At 73.3% G+C, this 25,879-nt stretch carries 25 protein-coding genes; 12 read left to right on the top strand and 13 right to left on the bottom strand.

The annotated features are described in order from the left end of the window. Positions 1–7 precede the first annotated feature (7 nt). Entirely contained in the window at positions 8–649 is a 642-nt protein-coding gene (locus AB0C84_RS28975; protein ID WP_361072586.1) for a TetR family transcriptional regulator, read from the bottom strand. Then, the gene (locus tag AB0C84_RS28980) at positions 630–2,168 is read right to left on the bottom strand and encodes an MFS transporter (RefSeq protein ID WP_361072589.1); all 1,539 of its coding nucleotides are present in this window, start codon (positions 2,166–2,168) and stop codon (positions 630–632) included. The genes AB0C84_RS28975 and AB0C84_RS28980 overlap by 20 nt, the downstream gene beginning before the upstream one ends. Before the next feature lie 116 nt (positions 2,169–2,284). On the opposite strand from AB0C84_RS28980, the gene AB0C84_RS28985 reads away from it, so the two are divergent. The 5 genes from AB0C84_RS28985 to AB0C84_RS29005 all read left to right on the top strand — a co-directional run bounded on the left by AB0C84_RS28985 (position 2,285) and on the right by AB0C84_RS29005 (position 7,400). Then, positions 2,285–2,806: a hypothetical protein gene (locus AB0C84_RS28985; protein WP_361072592.1), complete on the top strand. Its 522-nt coding sequence runs from the start codon at positions 2,285–2,287 to the stop codon at positions 2,804–2,806. A gap of 116 nt (positions 2,807–2,922) precedes the next feature. Further along, positions 2,923–3,480, top strand: coding sequence for a hypothetical protein (locus tag AB0C84_RS28990; protein WP_179843958.1), 558 nt, complete (start codon positions 2,923–2,925; stop codon positions 3,478–3,480). Between the two features lie 92 nt (positions 3,481–3,572). Continuing rightward, positions 3,573–4,460: an isoprenyl transferase gene (locus AB0C84_RS28995; protein ID WP_361072594.1), complete on the top strand. Its 888-nt coding sequence runs from the start codon at positions 3,573–3,575 to the stop codon at positions 4,458–4,460. A gap of 204 nt (positions 4,461–4,664) precedes the next feature. Beyond that, on the top strand, positions 4,665–5,951 hold the full coding sequence (locus tag AB0C84_RS29000) for a PhoH family protein (RefSeq protein ID WP_179849353.1): 1,287 nt from the start codon (positions 4,665–4,667) through the stop codon (positions 5,949–5,951). Between the two features lie 507 nt (positions 5,952–6,458). Next, entirely contained in the window at positions 6,459–7,400 is a 942-nt protein-coding gene (locus AB0C84_RS29005; protein WP_361072597.1) for a lytic transglycosylase domain-containing protein, read from the top strand. A gap of 75 nt (positions 7,401–7,475) precedes the next feature. Here AB0C84_RS29005 and AB0C84_RS29010 read toward each other — a convergent pair whose 3' ends face one another. The 4 genes from AB0C84_RS29010 to AB0C84_RS29025 all read right to left on the bottom strand — a co-directional run bounded on the left by AB0C84_RS29010 (position 7,476) and on the right by AB0C84_RS29025 (position 12,972). Continuing rightward, on the bottom strand, positions 7,476–8,876 hold the full coding sequence (locus AB0C84_RS29010; RefSeq protein ID WP_361072600.1) for a class II fumarate hydratase: 1,401 nt from the start codon (positions 8,874–8,876) through the stop codon (positions 7,476–7,478). A 98-nt stretch (positions 8,877–8,974) separates the two neighbouring features. Continuing rightward, positions 8,975–10,237, bottom strand: coding sequence for a serine/threonine-protein kinase (locus tag AB0C84_RS29015; protein ID WP_179843955.1), 1,263 nt, complete (start codon positions 10,235–10,237; stop codon positions 8,975–8,977). 151 nt (positions 10,238–10,388) lie between these two features. Then, on the bottom strand, positions 10,389–12,029 hold the full coding sequence (locus tag AB0C84_RS29020; RefSeq protein WP_258941147.1) for a fumarate hydratase: 1,641 nt from the start codon (positions 12,027–12,029) through the stop codon (positions 10,389–10,391). A 1-nt stretch (position 12,030) separates the two neighbouring features. After that, positions 12,031–12,972 carry a DMT family transporter gene (locus AB0C84_RS29025; protein WP_361072603.1) on the bottom strand — a complete coding sequence of 314 codons (942 nt, stop codon included), beginning with the start codon at positions 12,970–12,972 and terminating at the stop codon, positions 12,031–12,033. Between the two features lie 113 nt (positions 12,973–13,085). Between AB0C84_RS29025 and AB0C84_RS29030 the strand changes: the two genes are divergently transcribed. Together AB0C84_RS29030 and AB0C84_RS29035 are read left to right on the top strand one after the other, a co-directional pair. Beyond that, positions 13,086–14,507, top strand: a complete 1,422-nt coding sequence (locus tag AB0C84_RS29030; protein ID WP_361072606.1) for a PLP-dependent aminotransferase family protein — start codon at positions 13,086–13,088, stop codon at positions 14,505–14,507. Positions 14,508–14,536: 29 nt separating this feature from the next. Beyond that, on the top strand, positions 14,537–14,770 hold the full coding sequence (locus AB0C84_RS29035; RefSeq protein ID WP_361072609.1) for a hypothetical protein: 234 nt from the start codon (positions 14,537–14,539) through the stop codon (positions 14,768–14,770). Between the two features lie 280 nt (positions 14,771–15,050). Here the strand turns inward: AB0C84_RS29035 and AB0C84_RS29040 are convergent, their stop codons facing one another. The 3 genes from AB0C84_RS29040 to AB0C84_RS29050 form a co-directional block, all read right to left on the bottom strand. Continuing rightward, positions 15,051–16,316, bottom strand: coding sequence for an MFS transporter (locus AB0C84_RS29040; protein ID WP_361072612.1), 1,266 nt, complete (start codon positions 16,314–16,316; stop codon positions 15,051–15,053). A 103-nt stretch (positions 16,317–16,419) separates the two neighbouring features. Continuing rightward, positions 16,420–17,232, bottom strand: a complete 813-nt coding sequence (locus AB0C84_RS29045; protein WP_361072615.1) for an ABC transporter permease — start codon at positions 17,230–17,232, stop codon at positions 16,420–16,422. After that, positions 17,229–18,182, bottom strand: coding sequence for an ABC transporter ATP-binding protein (locus AB0C84_RS29050; protein ID WP_338740196.1), 954 nt, complete (start codon positions 18,180–18,182; stop codon positions 17,229–17,231). Before AB0C84_RS29050 ends, AB0C84_RS29045 begins: the two co-directional genes overlap by 4 nt. A gap of 83 nt (positions 18,183–18,265) precedes the next feature. On the opposite strand from AB0C84_RS29050, the gene AB0C84_RS29055 reads away from it, so the two are divergent. Continuing rightward, positions 18,266–18,877, top strand: a complete 612-nt coding sequence (locus AB0C84_RS29055; protein ID WP_361072618.1) for a DUF1707 domain-containing protein — start codon at positions 18,266–18,268, stop codon at positions 18,875–18,877. 11 nt (positions 18,878–18,888) lie between these two features. On the opposite strand, the gene glpX is transcribed toward AB0C84_RS29055, so the two are convergent. Then, entirely contained in the window at positions 18,889–19,923 is a 1,035-nt protein-coding gene (glpX, locus tag AB0C84_RS29060; protein ID WP_338740200.1) for a class II fructose-bisphosphatase, read from the bottom strand. A 218-nt stretch (positions 19,924–20,141) separates the two neighbouring features. Between glpX and AB0C84_RS29065 the strand changes: the two genes are divergently transcribed. Together AB0C84_RS29065 and AB0C84_RS29070 are read left to right on the top strand one after the other, a co-directional pair. Then, entirely contained in the window at positions 20,142–20,807 is a 666-nt protein-coding gene (locus AB0C84_RS29065; protein WP_179843946.1) for a TetR/AcrR family transcriptional regulator, read from the top strand. Between the two features lie 20 nt (positions 20,808–20,827). Beyond that, the gene (locus AB0C84_RS29070) at positions 20,828–21,508 is read left to right on the top strand and encodes a DUF4245 domain-containing protein (protein WP_361072621.1); all 681 of its coding nucleotides are present in this window, start codon (positions 20,828–20,830) and stop codon (positions 21,506–21,508) included. Between the two features lie 3 nt (positions 21,509–21,511). Here AB0C84_RS29070 and AB0C84_RS29075 read toward each other — a convergent pair whose 3' ends face one another. Further along, the gene (locus AB0C84_RS29075; protein ID WP_179843944.1) at positions 21,512–21,748 is read right to left on the bottom strand and encodes an exodeoxyribonuclease VII small subunit; all 237 of its coding nucleotides are present in this window, start codon (positions 21,746–21,748) and stop codon (positions 21,512–21,514) included. A gap of 57 nt (positions 21,749–21,805) precedes the next feature. After that, the gene (gene xseA / locus AB0C84_RS29080) at positions 21,806–23,014 is read right to left on the bottom strand and encodes an exodeoxyribonuclease VII large subunit (protein WP_338740204.1); all 1,209 of its coding nucleotides are present in this window, start codon (positions 23,012–23,014) and stop codon (positions 21,806–21,808) included. 146 nt (positions 23,015–23,160) lie between these two features. On the opposite strand from xseA, the gene AB0C84_RS29085 reads away from it, so the two are divergent. Both AB0C84_RS29085 and AB0C84_RS29090 read left to right on the top strand, forming a co-directional pair. Next, positions 23,161–23,586: a MarR family transcriptional regulator gene (locus AB0C84_RS29085; protein WP_308206494.1), complete on the top strand. Its 426-nt coding sequence runs from the start codon at positions 23,161–23,163 to the stop codon at positions 23,584–23,586. 16 nt (positions 23,587–23,602) lie between these two features. Beyond that, positions 23,603–24,826, top strand: coding sequence for an MFS transporter (locus tag AB0C84_RS29090; protein WP_179843942.1), 1,224 nt, complete (start codon positions 23,603–23,605; stop codon positions 24,824–24,826). A gap of 61 nt (positions 24,827–24,887) precedes the next feature. Here AB0C84_RS29090 and AB0C84_RS29095 read toward each other — a convergent pair whose 3' ends face one another. Further along, positions 24,888–25,772 carry a hypothetical protein gene (locus tag AB0C84_RS29095; RefSeq protein ID WP_361072626.1) on the bottom strand — a complete coding sequence of 295 codons (885 nt, stop codon included), beginning with the start codon at positions 25,770–25,772 and terminating at the stop codon, positions 24,888–24,890. Positions 25,773–25,879 lie beyond the last annotated feature (107 nt).

Here is a 25,879-nt window from a genome sequence, read left to right on the forward strand (position 1 = left end):
CGCCGGTTCACAGCGGGCAGCCGCGGCCCAGGAACTCCAAGTTGCGGTCGACGATCTCGGGAAGCTCCTCGGTCGTCGCGCGTCCGTCCACCCACTGGTACATCGCCGCCTGGAGCACGCCCAGGACGGCCCAGGTGAACGTCTGCACGTCCGGGTCGCCGGCCTCCCGCCCGGTCCGGTGCCCGACGACCTCGGTCAGCATGGCGTGCGTGCCCTCGCGCAGCGACTCGAACGTGCGGGCGCGCAGCGCCGGGACCTGAGCGGTGAGTCGCAGCCGGGCGTTGACCAGATCCAGGTCGGTCTCGTACATCAGCGGGAGCATCTCGCGGAGCGTGGCCCGCAGCGCCTCGATGGGCGGCATCCCGGCCGGCTGGCCCCGCATGACCTCCGCCATGATCGGGTCGTACTCGTCGGTGACGACCACGTCCTCCTTGGTGGGGAAGTAGCGGAAGAACGTGCTCGGCGAGATCTCGGCCGCCGCCGCGATCTGCTCCACGGTCGTCTCGTCGTACCCCTGCTCGCCGAACAGCCGGAGGGCGTGGTCCTGGATCGTCCGGCGGGTCCGCAGTTTCTTGCGCTCCCGCAGCGGGAGCCGGGCGAGCCGGTCCTCCAGCCGGTCGATGGCGTGCTCACGGGACGACGTGCTCATGGTCCGATTCTCGTGCATCGGCGGCGGGGGCCGCACCCTCCCGCGCCCGCCCGGGCTGGAAGATCCACAGGAGCAGGGCGGCCGCGGCCGCGGCGGCGCCGCAGGCGGCGAACACCGCGTCCATGCCGTGGACGTAGGCGCCCCGGGCCGAGGCGAGCAGGCCGGCGTCGCCCAGCCGCGCGGCGGCGGCGACGGCGCCGCCGATGGAGTCGCGCGCCGCGCCCGCCGCCTCGGGCGGCAGCCCGCCGGTGGGCACGCGGTCCCGGTAGAGCGCCGACAGCAGGCTGCCGAGCCCCGCGACGCCGAGCGTCCCGGCCGTCTGGCGCAGCGTCTGGACGAGGCCAGAGCCGCGTCCCGCCTGGGCGGCCGGCAGGGCGGCGAGGACCGCGTCCATCGCCGGGACGATGGTCAGGCCGCAGCCGAGGCCGAGGACGAGCAGCCACGGGACGGTGGCGGAGTAGCCGTCGCCCGCCGTGGTGAGCGCCCCCCACCCGAAGCCGGCGGCGAGCACGAGCAGCCCGGTGACGAGGATCGGCTTGTGCCCGGCGCGGTGCGCGACCCGGTCGGTGACGATCCCGCCGGCGAGCAGGCCGAGCAGCATCGGCGTCAGCCGCAGGCCCGTGCCGAACACGTCGTTGCCCTGGACGGCCTCCAGGTACTGCGGCAGGACGAACAGCGCCCCGGCCATCACCAGGTTCGCGGTGACGGCGGCGACCACCGCCCACGCGAACCCGGGGTCGCGGAAGAGCGCCATGTCCATCATGGGCGCGGCGGCGCGCCGCTCCCACAGGACGAACCCGGCCAGCAGGACGGCCGCGAGCGCGAACGACACCAGCACCACCGCGTCGCCCCAGCCCCGCACCGGGGCCTCGATGACCCCGTACACGAGCGCGACGACGCCGGCCATCGACAGCAGCGATCCGGCCCCGTCCACCCGGGGCGCGGACGGGTCCCGCGTCTCGGGCAGCAGCAGCGCCACCGCGACGCCGCCGACGAGCACGACCGGCACGTTGACCAGGAAGACCGACCCCCACCAGAAGTTCTCCAGCAGCCAGCCGCCGAGCAGCGGGCCGAGCGGCAGGCCGAGCGCCATCGCCGACGACCAGACCGCGACGGCGCGGGTGCGCTCCTCGGGCGGGAAGATCGCGGGGAGCATCGACATCGACAGCGGCGTCACCACCGCCGCGCCGAGCCCCATGAACGCGCGGGCGGCGACGACGCCGCCGGGGCCGTCCGCGAACGCCCCGGCGAGCGAGGCGGCGCCGAAGACCGCGAGGCCCGCCACCAGCAGCCGCTTGCGGCCGAACCGGTCGCCGAGCAGCCCGGCCGGGAGCAGCAGCGCCCCGAACACCAGCAGGTAGGAGTCCACGATCCACTGCAGCGCGCTGGTGCTCGCGTGCAGCTCCTCCGACAGCGTGGTCAGCGCCACGTTGAGGATCGTCATGTCGAAGCCGAGCGCCAGCATGCTCAGCGCCAGCGCGCCCAGCCCGAACCAGCGCCGCCGGTGACCCACCGTCATGACTGCCACCTCCAAATGAGTGTTTCTATAAAATGACAGTAACTCTCAAATGGAGGTGGTTGTCAATCGAGGCGAGGGCTGGCGCATCGCCCGGGCTACGTTGTAATTTTGATTACATGAATACGAGCGAAGCGGCGGAGCAGCTGCGCGGCTGGTTCACCGGACGTCTCCCCGAGGACTGGTTCGAGGGCGCGCCCGAGGTCGTCGTCGACCGCGAGGAGGTCGCGGTCGTCGGCACGCTGCCCGTCCCGGCCGCCGCGGCCGAGGCGTCCGGCGCCGAGCGCGCGGGCGTCGTCGCCGGGCACGTCCAGCGCTTCCGCGACGAGACCCGCGACCGGCGGATCTCCATCGCCCGGGAGGCCGAGCAGCGCTTCGGCCGCAAGGTGTCCTGGGGGGTGGAGTGCGATGGCGTGCGGGAGATGTTCACGACCCTGTCGGTGCCGGTCATGACGCGGCTGCGGCAGCCCGAGCGCCGCGTCCTGGACACGCTCGTCGACGCCGGGGTCGCCCGCAGCCGCAGCGACGCGCTCGCCTGGTGCGTCCGGCTCGTCGGCAAGAACACCGACGAGTGGCTGTCGGAGCTGCGCAGCGCCCTGCAGCACGTCGAGCGCGCCCGCGCCGCCGGCCCGCAGGCCTGAACCGGCCGGCCCGCGGCAACCATTACCCGATCGCGATGATCACTGGGTGTGATCATGGTGGCGACCTCCCCTACTGTGCCTGGAGGCGGGCCGGACGCGGGCGGGAGGTGCACGGGATGCTGGGGCTGCGCTGCCTGGACGGGTCCGACCTCGCGGTGGTCCCGATCGCCTCGCTCGACCGCGGCGGCACCCCGTTCGAGGTCACGCTCGAACTGTGGCGCGACGGCGACTCGTTCGGGGCGGTGGGGGAGCGGTGCGGCTACTTCCTGGCCGGTCTCGCCGCCCGGGTCGCCGCCGCGCGCGCCGACGGGTCCCCGCAGTCGGCGCGCTGGCCCGACCCCGACGACCGCTTCCCCGATCCCGCCCCCGGCGACACCGCCCGCGAACCCGAGCTGTTCGCCTTCCGGTACCGCGACCGCGGCGACGTGCTCAGCACCGGCGAGCTGCGCTGCTCCCTGCGCACGTCCTCGATGTGGGTCGGCCGCCAGCAGTCCGCGGCGGGACGGTGGCGGGTCGCGCGGCGCGCCGTGATCGAGGCGTGGGGGGCGAGCGGGCGCGGCGTCCGCGCCGTCCTCACCTCGGCCGAACTGGCGCGATTTCTCGCCGATCTGCTGGCCGAGGCGGACCGGGCCAGAGCAGGCCATCCGCCCCGTCTGGCGCGCCCCGCGCGTTAGTCTGGCGTCACGGGGACGGTGGGAGAAGTGTCGCCGTCGGGCCATAATTGAGCGACTTTCCGCCAGGGTCGGTCGCTCGAAGGGAAGCCCATATGGGGGTTCGGCGTACGGGAGAGCCGCGCACCAGGATGCCGCGCGGCGCGCGGAGGGACGGCGTGCGCCGGCGTCCCGCCGAGGGCGGGCGGCTCATCTCCGCCCTCCGCCGCAGCGGCCCGTACGCGGCCGTCCGCGACGCCGTCTACCGGATGTACGAGCGGCGCGTCGAGGCCGAGCTGCCCACCGACGTCACCCCCCGGCACGTCGGCGTGATCCTGGACGGCAACCGGCGTTGGGCCAGGTCGATGGGGTTGGCCGACGTCAACTCCGGGCACCAGCGCGGCGCCCAGAAGATCTCCGAGCTGCTCCAGTGGAGCGCCGAGGCGGGGGTCGAGCACGTCACGCTGTGGCTGCTGTCGACCGACAACCTCAACCGGCCCGCCGACCAGCTCGAACCGCTGCTGGCGATCATCGAGAACACCGTCCGCAAGCTCGCCGCCGACGGCTGGCACGTCAAGCCCGTCGGCGCCCTCGACCTGCTGCCCGATAAGACGGCCCGCGTCCTGAAAGATGCCGGAGAGGCCACATCGAGCGCACCCGGCCTGATTGTGAACGTCGCGGTTGGGTATGGAGGTAGGCGTGAGATCGCTGATGCGGTGCGCTCACTGCTCATCGAGCAGGCGAGTCGTGGCACCAGCATCGAGGAACTCGCCGAGATCCTCGACGTGGAGCACATCGCGGAGCATCTCTACACGCGCGGCCAGCCGGATCCGGACCTGGTCATCCGCACCTCGGGGGAGCAGCGTCTCTCCGGCTTCATGCTCTGGCAGAGCGCCCACTCGGAATTCTACTTCTGCGAAGTCCATTGGCCGGACTTCCGCAAGGTCGACTTCCTGCGGGCCATCCGCTCCTACGCCGCGCGGCACCGGCGCTACGGTACCTGACCGTCCCCTGCGGACCACCGCCCCTGCGCGGGCGGACCTGCGCGCCACCGGCAGTTCCCCCATATCCAGGGAGATCGAGTGGCCACAACCTCCGCGCGCCGTCCCGGCCCGTCCGGGATCCCTTCCGGGGCCTCCGTCCCGGAGACCTCCGGGGACCTCGGGGGCGCCGTCCCCGGCAGGGAACCGGACCGGCGCACGTACGTCCTGGACACCAGCGTCCTGCTCGCCGATCCGGGGGCGATGACCCGGTTCGCCGAGCACGAGGTCGTACTCCCCGTCGTCGTCATCACGGAACTGGAGGCCAAGCGGCACCACCCGGAGCTCGGCTACTTCGCCCGCCAGGCCCTGCGCACGCTGGACGACCTGCGCCTGCGGCACGGGCGGCTGGACGAGCCCGTCTCGGTCGAGGGGGCGCTCGGCGACCAGGGCGGAACGCTCCGCGTCGAGCTGAACCACGCCGACCCGAGCGTCCTGCCGGACGGGTTCCGGCTCGGCGACAACGACACCCGGATCCTGTCGGTGGCCGCGTGGCTGGCCCGCGAGGGACGCGACGTCGTGCTGGTCTCCAAGGACCTGCCGATGCGGGTGAAGGCGTCCGCGGTGGGGCTCGCCGCCGAGGAGTACCGCGCGGAGCTGGCCGTCGTGGAGTCCGGCTGGACCGGGATGCGCGAGCTGGAGGTCACCGCCGGGGCCGTCGAGGAGCTGTACGAGGCGGGGACCACCGACCTGGAGGAGGCGCGGGACCTGCCCTGCCACACGGGGCTGCGGCTGCTGTCGGAGCGCGGTTCGGCCCTCGGCCGCGTCCAGCCCGACAAGTCGGTTCGGCTGGTGCGCGGCGACCGTGAGGTGTTCGGGCTGCGCGGCCGGTCCGCGGAGCAGCGGATCGCGCTGGACCTGCTGATGGACGAGGAGGTCGGCATCGTCTCGCTCGGCGGGCGGGCCGGCACCGGCAAGTCGGCGCTCGCCCTCTGCGCGGGGCTGGAGGCCGTGCTGGAGCGGCGGCAGCACCGCAAGGTCGTGGTGTTCCGCCCCCTGTACGCGGTCGGCGGCCAGGAGCTCGGCTACCTGCCGGGTTCGGAGAACGAGAAGATGTCGCCGTGGGCGCAGGCGGTCTACGACACCCTCTCGGCGGTGACGACGCCGGAGGTCGTCGACGAGGTCGTGGACCGTGACATGTTGGAGGTCCTGCCGCTCACGCACATCCGGGGCCGGTCGCTGCACGACGCGTTCGTGATCGTGGACGAGGCGCAGTCGCTGGAGCGCGGCGTGCTGCTCACCGTCCTGTCGCGGATCGGCGCCGGGTCGCGGGTCGTGCTGACCCACGACGTGGCGCAGCGCGACAACCTGCGCGTCGGCAGGCACGACGGCGTCGCGGCCGTGGTGGAGCGCCTGAAGGGCCACCCGCTGTTCGCGCACGTGACGCTGACCAGGTCGGAGCGCTCGCCGATCGCGGCGCTGGTGACCGACATGCTCGGCGACGTCGGGGTCTGACCGGGACGTCGGGAGGGCCCCGGCGGACCGTGACGGCCGCCGGGGCCCTCGCGTCTCAGAACGCCGTTCATTTTCCTACGGAGGGTGATCGTTAAACCTCGGAGTGTAGATATGTGGCGAAGGTCACATTTTCTGCCGCGCGAGTGGAGACCCGCAGGTCCGTCCGGGTTTTCGGCAGGGGTCCGGCCGGGTTGACAATCGTCCCATCGGCCGCATTCGTCTCGTTTTGGTTGCGGAGGAGCCCTCGGGCTGGGGCATTGTGTCTCCCCGTAAGCACCCCCAGTGCGGTGCCGGCCCGGAGCGCGCCCCCTCATGACGCGCGCGACGTGCGAGGCGCCGTCCCGGGTTCGAGGCCGCCGGACGACCGGCGGCGGCCGGACCGGGGTGGAAACAGTTCGTGCGCGTGTCCATGCGCGTGCGACCGTCGGAAGGACCGCCTTGTTCGGAGACCGTCCCGGGTCCCCTAGGCGAGACGATCGACAGAGCTTCGACCCCCGCCAGGCGTCGATGGCCGCGGCCGACCCGGCGCAGACGCCCGCCCCCTCCGCGGAGGGGCCCGAGGCGCCGCACGAGGACGATGTGCGCGTGGCCGGCACCGGCCCCCGCGCGGGCGCCCCCGCGGGGGACACGCTCGGGCTCCAGGCCCTCCAGGAGCCGCTGCGCACCGGCGTCTCCACCGGCGGACACGGCGACGAGATCTCCTCCGGGCCCGGCGGGCCCCGCCGCGCCGGCCGCAAGGGCGGCTCCGGCGGCCGCAAGGACGGCTCCGGCGGCCGCAAGGACGGTTCCGGCGGTCGCAACGGCGTGCGGATCGCGGTGGTCGCCGCGGGCGCCGCCGTCCTGCTCGGCGGCGGCGCGGTCGCCGCGTTCGCGCTGACCGGCGGCTCCGGCGACGAGGGCACGCAGACCGTCAAGCCGACCAAGCAGCTCGCCGACGCCGCCGCGCCGCCGAAGATCGACCCGAAGGTGCTGGAGCAGCAGCGCAAGAAGCTGGCGCTCGACCGCGCCTCCCGCGCGACGCGCCAGGACGGCGGCAAGAAGGGCCCCTCGCTGCTTCCCAAGGGCAAGCCGATCCCGACCAAGACGCCGGAGAAGAAGACCGGCGGAGGCGGTACCGGCGGACCCACCGGCGACCCGGTCCCCGCCGGCGAGGCGCAGGCGATCGCCAAGCGGCTGATGCCGAGCTACGGGTTCAGCGGCAGCGGCCAGTTCGGCTGCCTGGTGAACCTGTGGAACAAGGAGAGCCACTGGAACGTCCACGCGGCCAACCCCTCCTCGGGCGCGTACGGCATTCCGCAGGCCCTCCCCGGCGACAAGATGGGCAGCGCCGGTCCCGACTGGCGGAACAACGCCACCACCCAGATCAAGTGGGGGCTCGGCTACATCAAGAACCGCTACGGCACGCCGTGCGGCGCGTGGTCGCACTCGCAGTCCGTCGGCTGGTACTGATCCGGCCCGGCGCGTCCCGGACGCCCTGCGGGGCGCCTGGGACGCGCAGGACGTCCGGGAGGGGCGCCGCCCGCCTCAGCGGCGGGCCGCGCCGGTCATCCCCAGCACGTCGAGCGCCTCGTCCAGCTGCTCGACGGTGAGCCTTCCCTCCTCGACGTGGCCCCGCTCCAGCACGACCTCGCGGATCGTGCGGCGCTCCCGCAGCGCCTGCTTGGCGACCTTCGCGGCCTCCTCGTACCCGAGGTAGCGGTTCAGCGGCGTCACGATCGACGGTGAGGACTCGGCGTACTCGCGCATCCGCTCCACGTCGGCCTCGACGCCGTCCACGCAGCGGTCGGCCAGCAGCCGGGACGCGTTCGCCAGCAGGGTGATCGACTCCAGCACGTTGCGGGCCAGCATCGGCAGCATCACGTTCAGCTCGAAGCTGCCGGACGCGCCCCCGAACGCGACCGCCGCGTCGTTCCCGATGACCTGCGCGGCGACCTGCGCCACCGCCTCGGGGATCACCGGGTTCACCTTCCCGGGCATGATCGACGAGCCCGGCTGCAGGTCGGGCAGCCGGATCTCGGCGAGCCCGGCGCGCGGCCCCGACCCCATCCAGCGCAGATCGTTGGCGATCTTGGTGAGGCTCACCGCGACCGTGCGCAGCGCGCCGCTGGCCTCCACCAGGCCGTCCCGCGCGCCCTGCGCCTCGAAGTGGTCGCGGGCCTCGGTGAGCGGCAGCCCGGTGGCCCGCGCGATCTCGGCGATGACGCGGGCCGCGAAGCCCTCCGGGGTGTTGATCCCGGTGCCGACCGCGGTACCGCCGAGCGGCAGCTCCGCCAGCCGCGGCAGGACGGCCTCCAGCCGCTCCGCGCCGTGCCGGGCCTGCGCGGCGTACCCGCCGAACTCCTGCCCGAGCGTCACCGGCGTCGCGTCCATCAGGTGGGTGCGGCCGGACTTGACGACGGTCGCGAACTCCTCCGCCTTGCGGGCGAGCGCGGCCTCCAGATGCCGCAGCGCGGGGATCAGATCGTTCACGACGGCCCCGGTCGCCGCGATGTGGATGGACGAGGGGAACACGTCGTTGGACGACTGTGAGGCGTTCACGTGGTCGTTGGGATGGACGGGGCGGCCGAGCCGCTCCTGCGCCAGCGTCGCCACGACCTCGTTGGCGTTCATGTTGGACGACGTCCCCGACCCGGTCTGGAACACGTCGATCGGGAACTGGTCGTCCCACCGCCCGGCGGCGACCTCGCGGGCGGCCTCGGCGACGGCGCGGGCGAGGTCCTCGTCGAGGACTCCCAGCTCGGCGTTGACGACCGCCGCGGCGGCCTTGATCTGGCCGAGTGCGGCGATGTGGGAGGCCTCCAGCGTCCGGCCCGAGATCGGGAAGTTCTCCACGGCGCGCTGCGTCTGGGCCCGCCACTTGGCCGCGGCCGGCACCCGGACCTCGCCCATCGAGTCGTGCTCGACCCGGAACCCCTGCTCGCCCATGGAACGCCTCCCACTCGACTCCGGCGGCCGCCGTCGTCCGCTGCCGCCTGAAAGGGCAGCCCCGTCAGTGGGTCACGCATTCCCGCGTGAGGCGCGGATCACTCCTTGTTCAGCGTGTAGTTCTGCCGCTCGCCCGGCTTGCCCGCGGGCTTCTGCCGTCCGTTCACCCAGACGTCGCAGGCGGACGCGTCGTAGACGACCGCGTTGATGCGCGGCTGGTCGTACCGGCGCGCCTCGCCCATGCTCAGCGTCTCGTCGCTGAGCACGGTCATCGCGGCCCCCGGCACCGACACGAAGATCTTGCAGGAGTCGGTGCGGGCCCGGACGACCAGCGTGCTGGTCGCGGCGCCGGGCGGCGCGGCGGCCTGGGTGGCGCTCGCCGGGCCGGACGCGGTGGCGGTGGGGGAGGGGCCGGGGCTCTCCCGCATCATGCCGACGATGAGGGCGGTGGCGCCGATGCCGCAGGAGGCGACGGTCGCGCCGATGAGCCCGATCACGACCATCAGCCGGTAGCGGGGGGTCGGCGCGCGGCGCCCCGAGCGCGGCCCCGCCAGGGCCCGTTCGAGCCGGTCGACCGCGCGGGCGTGGCTGAGCCGCCGGGTCGGGTTCTTCTCCAGCAGCCCGGTGATGACGGGCGCGAGCACGCCGGCGTTCTGCGGGGCGGGGGTCGACTCGTTGGCCAGCGCCGACAGCGTCGCCATGACGTTCTCGCGCTCGAACGGCGGGCGGCCCTCCAGCGCCGCGTACAGCGTCGCGCCGAGCGACCACAGGTCGGACCGCGGGGTCGCCTTCTCCCCGGCGGCGACCTCGGGCGCCACGTACGCGGGCGACCCCATGAAGTGGCCCGTCTTGGTGAGGCTCGCCGACTCCGAGGAGAACGCGAGCCCGAAGTCGGTGAGGACGACGCGGTCGCCGTCAAGCAGCACGTTGCTCGGCTTCAGGTCGCGGTGCACGATCCCGGCCTTGTGCGCGGTGTTGAGGGCGTCCAGCAGGGCGCGGCCGATGTGCGCGACCCGCTCGGGCGGCAGCGGCCCCGAGCGCTCGATGAGCTGTTCGAGGCTGGGCGCCTCGATCATCTCCATCACGATCCAGGGCCGGCCCTGCTCGATGACCACGTCGTAGACCTCGACGATGGAGTGCGTGCGCAGCTGCGCGGGCGCGCGCGCCTCCCGGAGGGTACGGCGGTAGAAGACCACCCGGTCGTCCTCGGCGAGGTTGTCGGGGAGCCGCAGTTCCTTGATCGCGACGGCGCGGTCGAGGAGCTCGTCGTGCCCCCGCCACACGGTGCCGTTGGCACCCTGACCGATCTCCGAGACCAGCCGGTAGCGCGTCGCTAGCACGAGGCGCTCTGACTGTGACATGGCGGAAAAGATACCGGAGTAGCCAGCCGGTCATCGGGGAGACTTCAGCACCAACGCGAATTTTGGCCCAATACTGTGACCTACCGACAAGAAACCCTCGGGGACCGCCGTCCCGCGGGCCTGCGCGGGGTCCGCGGGACGCCCCCGGACGTCAGCGCCTGCCGATGCCGAGCACGGGTCCGGTGGTGTCGGCGAAGAAGTCCTCGCCCTTGTCGTCCACCACGATGAACGCCGGGAAGTCCTCGACCTCGATCTTCCAGACGGCCTCCATGCCGAGCTCCTGGTACTCCAGGACCTCGACCTTCTTGATGCAGTCCTGCGCGAGCCGCGCCGCGGGGCCGCCGATCGAGCCCAGGTAGAAGCCGCCGTGCTCCTTGCAGGCGTCGGTGACCTGCTTGGACCGGTTGCCCTTGGCCAGCATGACGAGGGAGCCGCCCGCGGCCTGGAACTGCTCGACGTAGGAGTCCATCCGGCCGGCCGTGGTCGGCCCGAACGAGCCCGACGCGTAGCCCTCGGGCGTCTTGGCCGGGCCCGCGTAGTAGACGGCGTGGTCGCGCAGGTACGCCGGCATCGGCTCGCCCGCGTCCAGCCGCTCCTTGATCTTGGCGTGCGCGATGTCGCGGGCCACGACGAGCGGGCCCGTGAGCGACAGCCGCGTCCTGACCGGGTAGCGGGTCAGCTCCGCGCGGATCTCGGCCATCGGGCGGTTCAGGTCGATCGAGACGACGTCGTCGTCCAGGTGCTCGTCGGTGGTGTCGGGCAGGTACCGGGCGGGGTCGGTCTCCAGCCGCTCCAGGAACACGCCCTCCGCGGTGATCTTGGCGAGGGCCTGCCGGTCGGCGCTGCACGACACCGCGATCGCGACCGGGCAGGACGCGCCGTGCCGCGGCAGCCGGATCACCCGCACGTCGTGGCAGAAGTACTTGCCGCCGAACTGCGCCCCGATCCCGAGCCTCTGCGTGAGCTCGAAGACCTGGAGCTCCAGCTCCAGGTCGCGGAACCCGTGCCCGAGCGGCGAACCCTCGGCCGGCAGCGCGTCCAGGTAGTGGGCGGAGGCGTACTTGGCGGTCTTCAGCGCGTACTCGGCGGACGTGCCGCCCACGACGATCGCCAGGTGGTACGGCGGGCACGCGGCCGTGCCGAGCGAGCGGATCTTCTCCTCCAGGAAGGACATCATCCGCTTGGGGTTCAGGACGGCCTTGGTCTCCTGGTAGAGGAAGGACTTGTTGGCGCTGCCGCCGCCCTTGGCCATGAACAGGAACTTGTAGGCGTCGCCGGGGGTCGCGTACAGCTCGATCTGCGCGGGCAGGTTGGAGCCGGTGTTCTTCTCGTCCCACATCGTCACCGGCGCCATCTGCGAGTAGCGCAGGTTCAGCTTCGTGTAGGCGTCGTACACCCCGCGCGAGATGTGACGCTCGTCGTCGCCGTCCGTCAGGACGTGCTGGCCCCGCTTGCCCATGACGATCGCGGTGCCGGTGTCCTGGCACATCGGCAGGACGCCGCCGGACGCGATGCCCGCGTTCTTCAGCAGGTCCAGCGCGACGAACCGGTCGTTCGGGGACGCCTCGGGGTCGTCCAGGATCCGGCGGAGCTGCGCCAGGTGCGCCGGACGCAGCAGGTGGGCGATGTCGCGCATCGCGGTCTCGGTGAGCAGCCGCAGAGCCTCCGGCTCGACCTGCAGGAACGTCCGCCCGTTCGCCTCGAACGTGGAGACCCCGCCGGAGGTCAGGAGCCGGTAGTCGGTCTCGTCCGGGCCGAGCGGGAGCAGGTCGGTGAAGGAGAACTCAGGCATCTCAGGCAGATCCTCGCGCGATTCCGATGGGGGCCGTCTCACAGGTTACGGGCTCGGCGGGCGCGGGCCCACGGGGGGCGACCCGGGCGCGCAGGCCCACCACGACGCCCGCGGCGACCAGGGCGGCGCCCGCCAGATCGGCCGGCTCCGGCCGGTCGATGCCGAGCGCGACGGTCGTGACCACCGCGCTGACCGGGATCAGGCCCGCGCACAGCCCGGCGCGATCGGCCCCGAGCCGCCCGATGGCGTCGTACCAGAGCAGGAACGCGATCGTGGTGACGACGATCGACAGGTAGGCGAAGCCGGCCAGCTCGCCGGGCGTCGGGACGCGCAGCAGCGCCGCGCCGTCCGTGACGAGGCCGGCCGCCAGGAGCATCGGGACGGCCAGCGCGGCGGAGTAGGCCGAGACCCGCAGCGGCCCGAGGCGCGGCAGCAGCGGCACGGCCAGCAGCGAGAAGCCCACCTCCCCGGCGAGGGCGCCGAGCGAGAGCAGCAGCCCGCGGCCGCTCCCGCTGCCGAGCCCGTTCGCGAGTGCCGCCCCCGCCGCGACCACGCAGGCCGCCGCGATGATCGCCGGGGCGGGGCGGCGCCCGTCCAGCAGCGGCCCGACCACCGCCAGCACGATCGGGACGGTCGCGATCACCGTGCCGATGGTGGCGGGGCTCGTGTCCCGGGTGGCCAGCACGATGCAGACGTTGAACGCGACCAGCCCGGTCGCCGCCAGCGCCGTCAGCAGCAGCCAGTCCCGTGCGGAGGGCCGGCGCGCGGGCCCTCCGGCCAGGCGGGCCACGACCAGCAGGACCAGCGCGGCCGCGGCGTACCGGGCGGCCTGACCGCCGAAGACGGGATAGCCGGAGATGGTCGCCGAGACGGCGGTCAGCGTGCCGACGAGGGACATCGCGGCCCCGGCGCCCGCTATGCCGCGCTTCTGGGAGGTGTTCATGGACCGAACGCTAGGGCGCGCTTGGTCCACCGGACAGAGCCAATCAATCCATCTGAATCTGGACCAATACCCTCTCCGTGACGTCCACACCGCCCCTTGACGCTGAGAGTCATGTGACCGACCTTCATCTTTCCCTCGACCGGTCCGCCGGGCGGCTGGCCGCGCAGATCGCCGCGGGCTTCCGCGCGGCGGTGCGCTCCGGCCGGCTGACCGCCGGGACCCGGCTGCCGTCGAGCCGCGACCTGGCCCGTGACCTGGACGTCTCCCGCGGTGTCGTCGTCACCGCCTACGAGCAGCTCACCGCCGAGGGCTTCCTGATCGCGCGGCGCGGCGACGGCACCCGCATCGCGCCGCTGGCCCGTCCCGACGAGGGGAGCGGGCCGCCGCCGTCCCGCCCGCGGCCCCGGCCGGCCGAGCACCCGGCGGAACCGGTGCTCCTGTACGACCTGACCCCGGGGCAGCCCGACCTCTCGGCGTTCCCCCGCGAGCGCTGGATCTCCGCCGCCCGCGCGGCGCTGCGCACCCTGCCGCACGACGCGCTCGGCTACCCCGACCCGGCCGGCGTCCCGGACCTGCGCGCCGAGCTCGCGTCCTACCTCGGCCGGGTGCGCGCCGCACACGCCGACCCGGGCCGGATCGTGATCATGAACGGGGTGGCGCAGGGCCTGTCGGGCCTGCTGGGCCAGCTGCGCGCCGACGGTCACACCGCGCTCGCCGTCGAGGACCCCACCAGCGTCCGGCAGCTGCCGATGCTGGCCGCCGCCGGGGTCCGCCTCGTCCGCGTCCCCGTGGACGAGGAGGGCGTGGACGTCGCGGCGCTCGCCCGCACCCAGGCCCGCGCCGTGCTCGTCACGCCCGCGCACCAGTACCCGACCGGCGTCGTGCTGTCCCCCGCGCGGCGCGCCGCGCTGATCGCCTGGGCGCGCGACGTGGACGGGGTGATCCTGGAGGACGACTACGACGCCGAGTTCCGCTACGACCGCGACCCCGTCGGCTGCCTCCAGGGCGTCGACCCCGACCGCGTCGTCCTCCTCGGCTCGGTCAGCAAGTCGCTCGCCCCGGCCCTGCGCCTCGGCTGGGCCCTCGCGCCGTCGTTCCTCGCCGAGGGCCTGCGGGAGCACCGCACCAACACCGACCTCGGCGCGCCCGTCCTGGAGCAGTACGCGCTGACCGAGTTCCTGCGCGGCGGGGGCTACGACCGGCACCTGCGCACCATGCGGAGGCGGTACCGGGCCCGGCGGGACGCCCTCGCCGGCGCGCTCGCCGAGAACCTGCCCGGCGCCAGGGTTCACGGCGTCTCAGCGGGCATCCACCTCTACGTGGAGCTGCCGGGCGGATGCGACGAGGACGAGGTCGTGGAGCGGGCCGCGCGAGCCGGGGTGTCGGTCGCGGGCGCCCGCGCCATGTGGTCGCCGCGCCGTGCCGAGGAGGCGCCCCCCGCGCTCGTCCTGGGCTACGCGGGCCTCTCGGAGCCCCGCCTGGTCAAAGCCGCGCAACTGCTGGGTCACGCGGTTGCCCATGGTGATGGAGGGTAAGAACAGCATCCCCGGTGTAGGAGGAATGCATGAGTCTGGAAGAGGCCGCGCGGCAGTTGAAGATGGCCGGCCATGACGCGCAGGTGGCCTTCGACTGTGTCGGTCTGGGCGACCTCGAACGGGCGCAGGAGCACGCCGTGACGCTCCGGGCCGCGGCCGACGCCGCCGAAGTGGCGCTCAGCCAAGCCCTGAAGGACATGTCGCCCGAGGAGGCCCAGACCGAAGGCGAACGCGCCATCACGGCCCTGGCCGAAGACGTCTGACGGGGCACCCCCTGGGTGGGCATGGTGCGGGTCGGGTGGCTGGAAGGCGCTCTAGGCGCCTGGAGGTCGCCCGGCTCGTCGAGCCGGGTGACCGGAGCGACACGTCAGGAATCCGCGCGGGCGCGGGAACCGGCACTGTGGCGTGAGGATCGCCTGGCTCGCGACGGGGGTTCCAGGGGGTCGCCCCCTGGGTGGGCATGGTGCGGGTCGGGTGGCTGGAAGGCGCTCTAGGCGCCTGGAGGTCGCCCGGCCCGTTGAGCCGGGTGACCGCAGGGACACGTCAGGAATCCGCGCGGGCGCGGGAACCGGCACTGTGGCGTGAGGATCGCCCGGCTCGCGACGGGGGTTCCAGGGGGTCGCCCCCCTGGGAGGACACCGCGAATCCCTTCGCGGTGGCGAAGACGACCAGAATCAGGACCGACGGGACGATGAAGGCGATGCGCAGGCCGTGGTCGGTGCTGAGCGGGGCGATGGCCCCGACCACGGCGGCGCCGAGGACGAACCCGACGTAGTTGAAGATGTTGACCCGGGAGACGGCGACGCCGAGGCCGGTCGGGTCGACGCGTCCGGCGGCGGAGAAGGACACCGGGGCGATCACGCTCAGGCCGAGTCCGGCGAGCGCGAACGCGGCGATGGCGAAGGGCGCGCTGGGTGCGGCGACCACGCCCGCCATGCCGAGGATGCCGACCAGCCCGCCGATCCGCACCACCGTGACGGGGCCCGAGCGGCGGACGGCGAGGTCGGCGACGGCGCGGCTGACGACCATGGTGATCTGGTAGGCGACGTAGCCGAGCGGGGCGACCCAGTCGCTCGCCGACAGCTCGTCGTCCAGGTACTTGGCTCCGTAGCTGGAGATCGCCGAGTCGGCCAGGTAGGCGACGGCCATCGCGGCGCCCACGATCAGGATCGGACGCCACGGGACGCTGCGCCCGGCCGCCTTGAGTTCGGCGGCGGTCGGCCCGTCCCCCTCCTCCACGCGGCGGTAGAGGCGGCCGCCGGTGGCGAGCGAGGCGGCGACGCCGACGGCGGCGGCGAGGGCGAAGCCGGTGAACAGCGACAGGTCCAGCTTGTTGGTGAGGGACGCCCACAGGCCGCCGAGGATCCCCGCGATGCTCCACACCGCGTAGAACCCGGTGATCAGGCTGATCCCGTAGCGGCGCTCGACGGCGATCGCCTGGGCGTTCATCGACGCGTCCACCGCGCCGACGAACAGGCCGAAGGCGGCGACGGCCAGGTAGAGGGCGAGGTCGTTGTCGCCGGTGAGGCCGATCAGGGCGATCGTGACCGCCACGGCGGGCTGGGAGACGCGCAGCACCGGGCCGCTGCCGAGCCGCTGGAACAGCGCGCCGGAGGCGACGCTCCCGACGCCCGCGACCAGCGGCACCATGAGCAGGACCAGCGACAGCGTCGCGTCGCTGAGGTGGTGCGCCTCCTGCATCTTCGGTACCTGCGTCACCAGCGAGGCGAAGCAGAGCCCCTGGACGGCGAACGCCGTGTACGCGGCGAACCGGGCCCGGCGGTCCCGTGCGGTGGTGCCCTCGCTCATGCGCCCGACCTCTCTGGCTGCGCACCCTAGGCGGACGCAATGTGAAGAAGATTCGCGTCAGCGTAGGGACAGCGTACGCCCCAGGTCAATGGGCGAGGGAGCGTCAGTCGATGAGGCGCTTGCGCATCCCCCGGACCGCGATGATCCACATCAGCGCGGCGAAGAGCACCAGCGCGCCGAGGTGCCCGAGATCGGCGAGCGGGCGCAGGCCGAACACCGCGTCCCGGACCAGCTGCACGCAGTGGTACAGCGGGTTGAGGTGCGACACCTTCTGCGCCCAGCCGGGCAGCGCGTCGATGGGGAAGAACGTCCCGGCGATCAGGAACAGCGGCGTCACCACGCCGGTGATCACGTAGTCGAACGAGTTGATCGACGGCACCACCGAGGACGTCCACATGCCGAACAGCCCGAAGCCGAGCGCGGTGAAGAACGTCACGAACGGCACCAGCAGCATCCCGGGGGACGGGTCGAGGCCGAAGAACAGCGCCACGACGAGCGGGGTGCACGAGTACACCGCCGACTTGGCCGCGATCCACAGCGCCTCGGCCGTCACCAGCTCGTGCACGTCCACGGGCGCGGCGAGCATCGCGTCGTAGGTGTGCTGGAACACGCGCCTGATGTAGCCGTTGAACATCCCCGGGAACACCGAGGTGAACAGCGCCGCCGTCCCGACGACGCCGGTCGCCACGAAGTCCAGGTACCGGTAGTCGCCGATCACCGCGACCATCGAGCCGAACCCGTAGCCGAAGGCCAGCAGGAAGAACGTAGGCTCCACCATCGAGGCGAACGACTGCGACTTCCAGTACCGCTTGTAGAGGGCCAGCTCGTGCCGCCAGATCCCGCGGACCGGGGCGGTCTCGAACCGCCGCAGCCGCGGCGCCCGCTCCGCCCGCGCCCCTTCCGCCTGGGCGGTCATTCCACGCGCTCCCCGGTCAGTACCACGAACACGTCCTCGAGGTTGGAGGCGCGGCGGACGCCGTCCGGGCCGAGCTCGTCCTCCACCGAGGGCGCGATGGTCTCGGCCTTCAGCACCGACACCGACGGCCCGGTGCGGCGGGTCGGCAGCCCGGCCGCCCGCGCGACCCGCTCCACCTCCGTCAGCCGGTCCGGCGGCCCGTAGTGCTCGACGACCCGCTCGCCCGCGTACTCGGCGACCAGCGCCGACGGCGTGCCCCGCGCGATGACCCTGCCGTGCGACATCAGCGCGCACTCGTCGGCGAGGCGCTCGGCCTCCTCGATGTAGTGCGTCGACATCAGCACGGTCGTGCCGCCGGCGCGCAGCCCGTCGATCAGCCCCCACAGCTCGGCCCGCACCTGCGGGTCGAGGCCCACGGTCGGCTCGTCCAGCAGGACGAGCGCGGGCCGGTGCACCAGCCCCCGGGCGATCAGCAGCCGGCGCCGCATGCCGCCGGACAGGTCGTCCACCCTGGTCAGCTGGCGCCCGGTGAGATGCGCGATCGCCAGCGCGTCGTCCACCGCCGCGCGCCGCGCCCTGCGCGGCACCCGGTACAGGTGCGCGAACACCTCCAGGTTCTCGCGCGCGGTCAGCTCCTCGTCGAGGTTGTCCTGCTGCGGGACGACGCCCATCGCCGCCCGCGCGCGCTTGGACTCCCGGGGGACGTCGAAGCCGAGCACGCGGATCGTGCCCTCGTCGGCGATCGCCTGCGCGGTCAGCATCTTCATCGTCGTCGACTTGCCGGCGCCGTTCGGGCCGAGCAGCCCGAGGCAGACCCCGGACGGGACCTCCAGGTCGAGCCCGTTCACGGCGGTGAAGTCGCCGAACCGCTTCACGACGCCGCGAAGGCTGATCGCCGCCGTGCCGGTGCCCTCGCGGGCAGCCGCGATCTGGGCACGATGCAAGGTCATACCTCTCACACTAGGTATAGGAGGGACGAATCCCCACCCGTTTTCCCGTGGGGCCGTCCCCGCCGGGGGATACCCTCTCCTGTGTGGACGTCCCCCATCGCCCGGCGACCGAGAAGGTCACCAACGTGCGCGACCTGCGCGCGTCCGACGCCGACCGGGAACGCGTCGCTTCCGTCCTTGGCGAGGCCCTCGCGGACGGGCGGCTCACCATGGAGGAGCACTCCGAGCGCGTCTCCCGCGTCTACGCCGCCCGCACCCTGGGCGAGCTGACGGGGCTCACCGGCGACCTCAGCCCCGAGGAGGCGCAGCCCATCCTCGTGGACGACCGCCCGGTCTCGGTCTTCTTCGGCCGCACCCGCCGCGACGGGCGCTGGGTCGTCCCGGTGAAGCTCCCGCTCCTGGCCCTGTTCGGGACGGTCGAGCTGGACCTGCGCGAGGCCGTCCTGCAGCGCCGCCACATCGTGGTCGACTCGCTGGTGCTCGGCGGCCGGATCCGGCTCCTGGTCCCCGAGGGCGTCCGCGTGGACGTCACGGGCCGCACCATCCTCAGCACCCGCGACCTGCGGGCCCGCCCCGCGGCCGAGGGGCCGACCATCGAGGTGGGCGGCACGATGATCTTCGGCTCGGTGCGGGCGCGGGCTCCGCGGCTCCCGCTGCGCAGCCGCGTCCGCAACCGCCTCGGCCGCCGCCGGTAGCGCCGCGCCCCCTACACCGCCGTGTCGAAGTTGATCGCGCTGTAGGCGCGCAGCTTGCTCAGCTGGTGCTCGCTGGAGATCGTCCGGATGGTGCCGCTGCGCGACCGCATGACCAGCGAGTGCGTGACCGCCGTGCCCTTGCTGTAGCGGACGCCGTCCACCAGTTCCCCGTCGGTGATGCCGGTCGCGGCGAAGAACACGTCGTCGGAGGTCACCAGGTCGTCGGTGGTGAGCACCCGGCCCAGCTCGTGGCCCGCGTCGGTGGCCTTGCGCCGCTCCTCGTCGTCCTGCGGCCACAGCCGGCCCTGGATCACCCCGCCGAGCGCCTTGATCGCGCACGCGGCGATGATGCCCTCCGGGGTGCCGCCGATGCCGAGCAGCAGGTCCACGCCGGTGCCCGGCCGGCACGCCATGATCGCGCCGGCCACGTCGCCGTCCAGGATGAACTTGATCCGCGCCCCGGCCTCCCGGACCTCCTTGACGATGCCCTCGTGCCGCGGCCGGTCCAGGATGCAGACCGTCACGTCGTGCGGCGAGGACCCCTTGGCTCGGGCGATCGCGCGGATGTTGTCGGCGATCGGGCGCTCGATGTCGACGGCGCCCGCCGCCTCCGGGCCGGTCACCAGCTTCTCCATGTAGAACACCGCCGACGGGTCGAACATCGACCCGCGCGGCGCCACCGACAGGACCGCGATCGCGTTGTTCATGCCGAGCGCGGTCAGCCGGGTGCCGTCCACCGGGTCCACGGCGACGTCGCACTCGGCGCCGGAGCCGTCCCCGACCTCCTCGCCGTTGTACAGCATCGGCGCGTTGTCCTTCTCGCCCTCGCCGATCACGACGACGCCCCGCATGGACACCGTGTTGATCAGCTGGCGCATCGCGTTCACGGCGGCCCCGTCGGCGCCGTTCTTGTCCCCCCGGCCGACCCAGCGGGCCGCGGCCATCGCGGCGGCCTCGGTCACCCGGACCAGCTCCATCGCGAGGTTGCGGTCCGGCGCCGACGGCTCGGTGGCGAGGGGGGAGGAAACGGTGGTCTCATCGGACATGGCGGGGCAGCCCCTTCGGTCGGTGGTGCCTCGGATTCTCCGTGGATCGGATGGCAGGCCACAAATTGGACCAGACCAGCCGGGCCGCGGGCCATCCGGGCACGGGGTCGAACAGGTGTCCTGGCGCGGGCGGATCGAGCACGGTGCGGAGCCGTGAAACCACGGCGGCACGGACAAGGGATCGTTTCCCCCTGGGAGAGGGCGTAATCTCAGGCGTCATGAGCAGCGACATCGACGTCCCGTCCGGCGGGGTGACTCAGAACGGGGGCGCGCGGCCCGCCGACGGCCCCGCGCGGACCTCCGATCGCGGGGCCGCCACCCGCGGCGCCCTGCTGGCCGCCGCCAGGGACGTCTTCTGCGAGTCCGGCTTCGCCCAGGCCGCGGTGACCGACATCGTCGCCAAGGCCGGCGCCAGCGTGGGCAGCCTCTACCACCACTTCAACGGCAAGGCGGACCTGTACCTGACGCTGTTCGAGGACTTCCAGGGACGCCAGCAGGAGCGCACCCGCGAAGCGATCAACGCGGTCCGGGAGGCCGGCGAGAAGGACCCGATGCGGCAGTTCATCGCCGGTGCGGGCGCCTACCTCAACGGCTGCCTGGACGAGCGGGACGTCGCCCGGCTGTTCATCTCCGGCGACGGGCCCCCCGGGTTCGACCGGGTCATGCGCCAGCGCCTGAACAAGTGGGCCCGCCGCAACGCCGCCCTGTTCCACACCGCCGACGGCGGCGTGGACGAGGCCCTGGTCACGGTGCTGACGGGCGCGATGGCGGGCGCGGTGTCGGAGATCTCGCTGCTGGACGACGAGGACGCCGCCCGCCGGCTCGCCGACAAGATCATGGTCATCGTCGGCACGATCCGCAACCCCGGTACGGAGCAGCGCTGAGGGTGGGGGATCCTGGAGGGGTGACCGACGAGACCCCATCCTCCGCCACCGGCACCGAGGCCGCCCCGGCCGTGCCCGACGCGCCCGCGGGACGCCCCGTGGTCGAGGTGAGCCCCGGCGTGTACAAGCGGCTGACCACCGGCCTCGGCGGCTTCACCATGGCGATGGGCGCCTGCCTGCTGATCGTGCTGGCGGTCTACGTCGTCTCGCCGCGCAGCGACAAGGAGGTCCTGCCGACGGTCGACTACGGTTCGCAGCTGTGGGCGATGCGCAACGACGCGCCCTACACCGTCCACGCGCCCGAGGGGCTGCCCGCCACCTGGCGTCCCAACAGCTCGCGCGTGAACGGCCTGGGCTCCGGCGGCAAGGACCCGGTCGCCTGGCACCTGGGGTTCGTGACGCCCAGCGACGAGTACGCGGCGCTGGAGCAGAGCAACGAGAAGGCGTCGCAGTACGTCCCGCGCATGGCCAACAGCAGCCAGCCGGTCGGGACGCAGGAGGTCAACGGCGCCACCTGGACCAAGTACCACCGCAAGGACAAGAAGGCCAACACCCTCGCCCGGACGCTTCCGAACGGGGTCAGCCTCGTCGTCACCGGCACCGCGTCCTACGCGGAGCTGGCGGTCCTGGCCGGGTCGCTCAAGGAGCAGGCGAAGACCGGGGGCCCGACACCGGCGACGGCGGCCACGCCGGCCTCCTGAGCGTCAGAACGGGGCGGCGGCGTCCCCGTCGTCCGGCCGGTCGAGGGCCGCGGCCAGCCGGGCGCGGGCGCCCTCCAGCCACTCCTCGCAGACCGCGGCGAGCCTCTCGCCCCGCTCCCACAGGCCGAGCGACTCCTCCAGCGTCAGGCCGCCGGCCTCCAGCCTCTTCACGACCTCGGCCAGCTCGTCGCGCGCCTGCTCGTACGACGGCTTCTCGGCCGTCCCCTTGTCGTCCGCCACCGGCCCACCCTCTCATCCCCCGGACGACCGCCCGTCCCCCGGGCGGCGCCGCACGGTTCATTCCCGGCCGGTCACGCTCACGCCGAGCCGCCCGTCGGCGAGCCGCACGTGCAGGCGCTCGCCGTCCTTGACCGACGCCGACTCCCGCACCACCGACGCGTCCTCCCGCTGGACGATCGCGTATCCGCGCTCCAGCGTCGCGGCGGGGGAGAGGGCGAGCAGCCGGGCGCGGGTGTGCCCGAGTTCGTCCCCGGCCCGGTCGAGCGCCGCCGACAGGCACCGCCGCCCCCGGTCGCGGAGCGCCGCGACCTGCTCGGACTGCCGCTCGATCTCCCGCACCGGGTCGGCCAGCGCGGGCCGCGAGCGCACCGACCGCAGCCACGCCAGCTCCCGCTCCACCGCCCCGGACAGGCACCGCCGCCCCCGGTCGCGCAGCTGCCGGACGAGCTGGAGCTGCTCGCGCACGTCCGGCACGGCCTTCTTCGCGGCGTCGGTCGGGGTGGAGGCCCGGACGTCGGCGACCAGGTCCAGGAGCGGGCTGTCCTGCTCGTGCCCGATCGCGCTGACGACCGGGGTGCGGGCGGCGTGGACCGCGCGGACCAGGGCCTCGTCGGAGAACGGCAGCAGGTCCTCCATCGCGCCGCCGCCGCGCGCGATGATGATCACATCGATCTCGGGATCGGCGTCCAGCGCGCGCAGCGCCTCCATCACCTCGCCGACCGCGTACGAGCCCTGCACGGCGGTGTTCTCCACCCGGAACGCCACCGCGGGCCAGCGCCGCCGCGCGTTCTGCAGGACGTCGTGCTCGGCGTCGGAGTCGCGCCCGCAGATCAGCCCGATCCGGCCGGGCAGGAAGGGCAGCGGGCGCTTGCGCTCGGGCCGGAACAGCCCCTCGGACGCCAGCACGCGCTTGAGCCGCTCCAGCCGGGCCAGCAGCTCGCCGACGCCGACCGGCCTGATCTCCAGCACGCTGAGCGAGAACGTCCCGCGGTTGATCCAGAAGTCGGGCTTGGCGTGCACGACGACGCGGGCGCCGTCGGTGACGGCCGGCCCGGCGGCCTCGAACACCGCGCGCGGGCCGACGACCCGCACCGACATGTTCGCCACCGGGTCGCGGAGCGTCATGTAGACCGTGCCGCCGCGGGCGTTGAGGTCGGTGATCTGACCCTCCACCCAGATGCGGCCGAGCCTGCCGATCCACCCGCTCACCGCCTGCAGGACGGTGCGCACCGGAACCGGTGATTCGGCCGTGGTCTCCATAGCCATGCAGGCAGCCTACGGCGCACCCCGCCCCACCGGCCCCCGCGTCGCCCGCACCGGCAGAATCCGGTGTGACCGAAGAGACACGTCCCGGGCCACTGAAGATTAGTCAAGCTAACTTAGACTGACTAAGTAATGTCGAGGAGAACGCCGTGACCGCATCCGAACGCGAGCTCGCCGAGCAGCTCAACCGGCGCCTGCGCCACGTGGTGCTGATGCTCCGGCAGGTCAGCGCCGACCAGCCGATCACCAGCCAGCAGCTGTCCGTGCTCGGCTCCCTGGAGCACGGGCCGCGGCGGATGACGGAGCTGGCCGCCGAGCACGGCGTACGGCTGCCGACCATGACGGCGCAGATCAACCGGCTGGAGCGCGACGGGCTCGTCGCGCGCGGCCGGAGCGGCTCCGACGCCCGCGTCGTCACCGCCCGGCTCACCGGGCCCGGACGCGACCGGCTGGCCGCCGGGCGCGAGCGCCGGATCGGCTTCCTCGCCGAGCGGTTCGCGGAGCTCACGGACGAGGAGCGCGCGGCGGTCGCCGCGGCACTGCCCGCCCTCGACAAGCTCTTCGGCGCACCCTGAACACACGGAGGTACTCATGCACGCGAAGCCCTCGGCGACCCCGAAGGGCGGCGGCATCCTCAGGCAGCCGACGTCGGTGTGGGCGACCGCCTTCGCCGCGGTCGTCGCCTTCATGGGCATCGGTCTCGTCGACCCGATCCTGCCCGCGATCGCGAAGAACCTGGACGCCTCGCCGAGCCAGGTGTCCCTGCTGTTCACCAGCTACTTCCTGATCACCGCGGTGGCGATGCTGGTCACCGGCTGGGTGTCCAGCCGGATCGGCGGGAAGAGGACGCTGCTGATCGGCCTGGCGCTCGTCGTGGCGTTCGCCGCCCTCGCCGGGACGTCCGGGACCGTCGGGCAGCTCGTCGGCTTCCGCGCGGGCTGGGGCCTCGGCAACGCCCTGTTCGTCGCCACGGCTCTTGCGGTGATCGTGGGCGCTGCCTCGGGCGGGGCGGAGTCGGCGATCATTCTGTACGAGGCGGCGCTCGGCATCGGCATCTCGCTCGGGCCGCTAGCCGGCGCCCTGCTCGGCGACATGAACTGGCGGTTCCCCTTCTTCGGCACCGCCGCGCTCATGGCGGTCGGCTTCCTGCTGATCGGCACCCTGCTCAAGCCCACGCCGAAGCCCGCCGAGAAGACCCGGCTGAGCGCGCCCATCCGGGCCCTGGCACACGGCGGCCTGTCCACCACCGCGTTCACCGCGCTGTTCTACAACTACGCGTTCTTCACCATCCTGGCCTTCACCCCGTTCGTCCTCGGGATGAGCGCGCACGGCATCGGCCTGGTGTTCTTCGGCTGGGGCGTGATGGTCGCGCTGGCGTCGGTGTTCGGCGCCCCCATGCTGCAGCGGCGCATCGGGACCGTCCGGGTCATGTACCTGGCGCTGGCGCTGCTGATCGTGTTCCAGTTCGGGCTCGCCTTCCTCGGGCACGGCGGGATCATCGCCTGCACCGTCCTGTCCGGCATCCCGATCGGGCTGAACAACACCGCGTTCACCGAGGCCGCCATGGAGGTCTCCGACAGCCCGCGGCCCGTCGCGTCCGCCGGGTACAACTTCGTCCGGTGGATGGGCGGGGCCCTCGCCCCGTTCATCGCGACGAAGCTCGCGGAGGAGGTCGACGCGAAGCTGCCCTACGTCGTCGGCGCCGCATGCTGCGCCGTCGCGATCGGCATCCTCGCGGTGCGCCGCCGGCACCTGGCGCCGCTGGAGCGGGTCGACGTCGACCACGCCTTCCAGGACGCCCCGGCGGCGGCCTGACGACCCCCGGAACGGAAGAAGCCCCCGGACGCTCCGGGGGCTCCCTTCCTGCTCGTACCGCTCAGCTGAGGCCGTTGAGCTTGGCGATGCGGCGCTCGTACATGCGGATGACGTCCTCACGGCCGGCGTGCTTGCGCTCGTACTCGCGCAGGAGCTTCACCTGGTCGGCGGACAGGCCGCGAAGGCGCGCGCGCAGCTGCGGCAGCGTGGCGCTGTCGTAGTCGGGCACCGGGAGATCCTCGGCGATGTGCGCGGCCTCCGCCTGCGCGGCGGGCTTGGCCTCCGGCTTCGGCTCGAACGCGGCCTCGTCCGCCTTCTTCTCCGCGGCCTTGCCCTTCGGAGCCTCGGCCGGCTTGGGCTTCGGCTTGGCGGGCTCGGCGGCCTTCGGCTTGGGCTTGGCGGGCTCGGCGGCCTTCGGGCTCGGCGCGGGCTCCGGCTTCGGCTCGGACGGCACCGGCTTCGGCGCCGGCGCGGCGGCCGGACCGGCCTCGCCCCCCGCCTTGGCGTGGTGCCTGCCCAGCGCGCCCGGCTTGGCGGGCTTCGGCGGCGGTCCGGGGCGGGCGTGCTTCGGCTTGTGGGCCGCCCCGGCGCCGGGCTTGCCGACCGAGATCTCCTCGGTGGCCTTCCGGGCGGCCGCGGGCCTGGTGCGGCGCGCGGGCTCGGGAGCGGGCCCGGCCTCGGGCTCCTCACCGCGGACGCGCTCGGAGACCAGCCCGACGACCTTCCCGGCCGTGTGCTGGACGTCGTCGCGCAGCCGCAGGGCCACCGGCTTCACACCGCCGCCTTCGGTGATCTCCTTGTAGTCCCTGGTCACCCGGTCGGTGAGCAGCAGTGCGCGGCCGACGCCGAACATGGCCAGCCGGACGGCGTGCAGCGGGAGATCCCGGACCTGCTCGCCCACCGTTTCGCGGACCTGCTCACTGAGGCGGCGCGGCGATTTCCTCATCGGACGTTCCTCTTCCTGCCTCGTCTCCGGTCCCCACTCACTCTGCCCCATCGGTGCGACCCTGGTCACGCGGGGTGAATGGAATTCTGGCAAAGCGTGCCGTGGAG

The sequence above is a fragment of the Actinomadura sp. NPDC048955 genome (assembly GCF_040649435.1).
In the GTDB taxonomy this organism is placed as follows: domain Bacteria; phylum Actinomycetota; class Actinomycetes; order Streptosporangiales; family Streptosporangiaceae; genus Spirillospora; species Spirillospora luteofluorescens.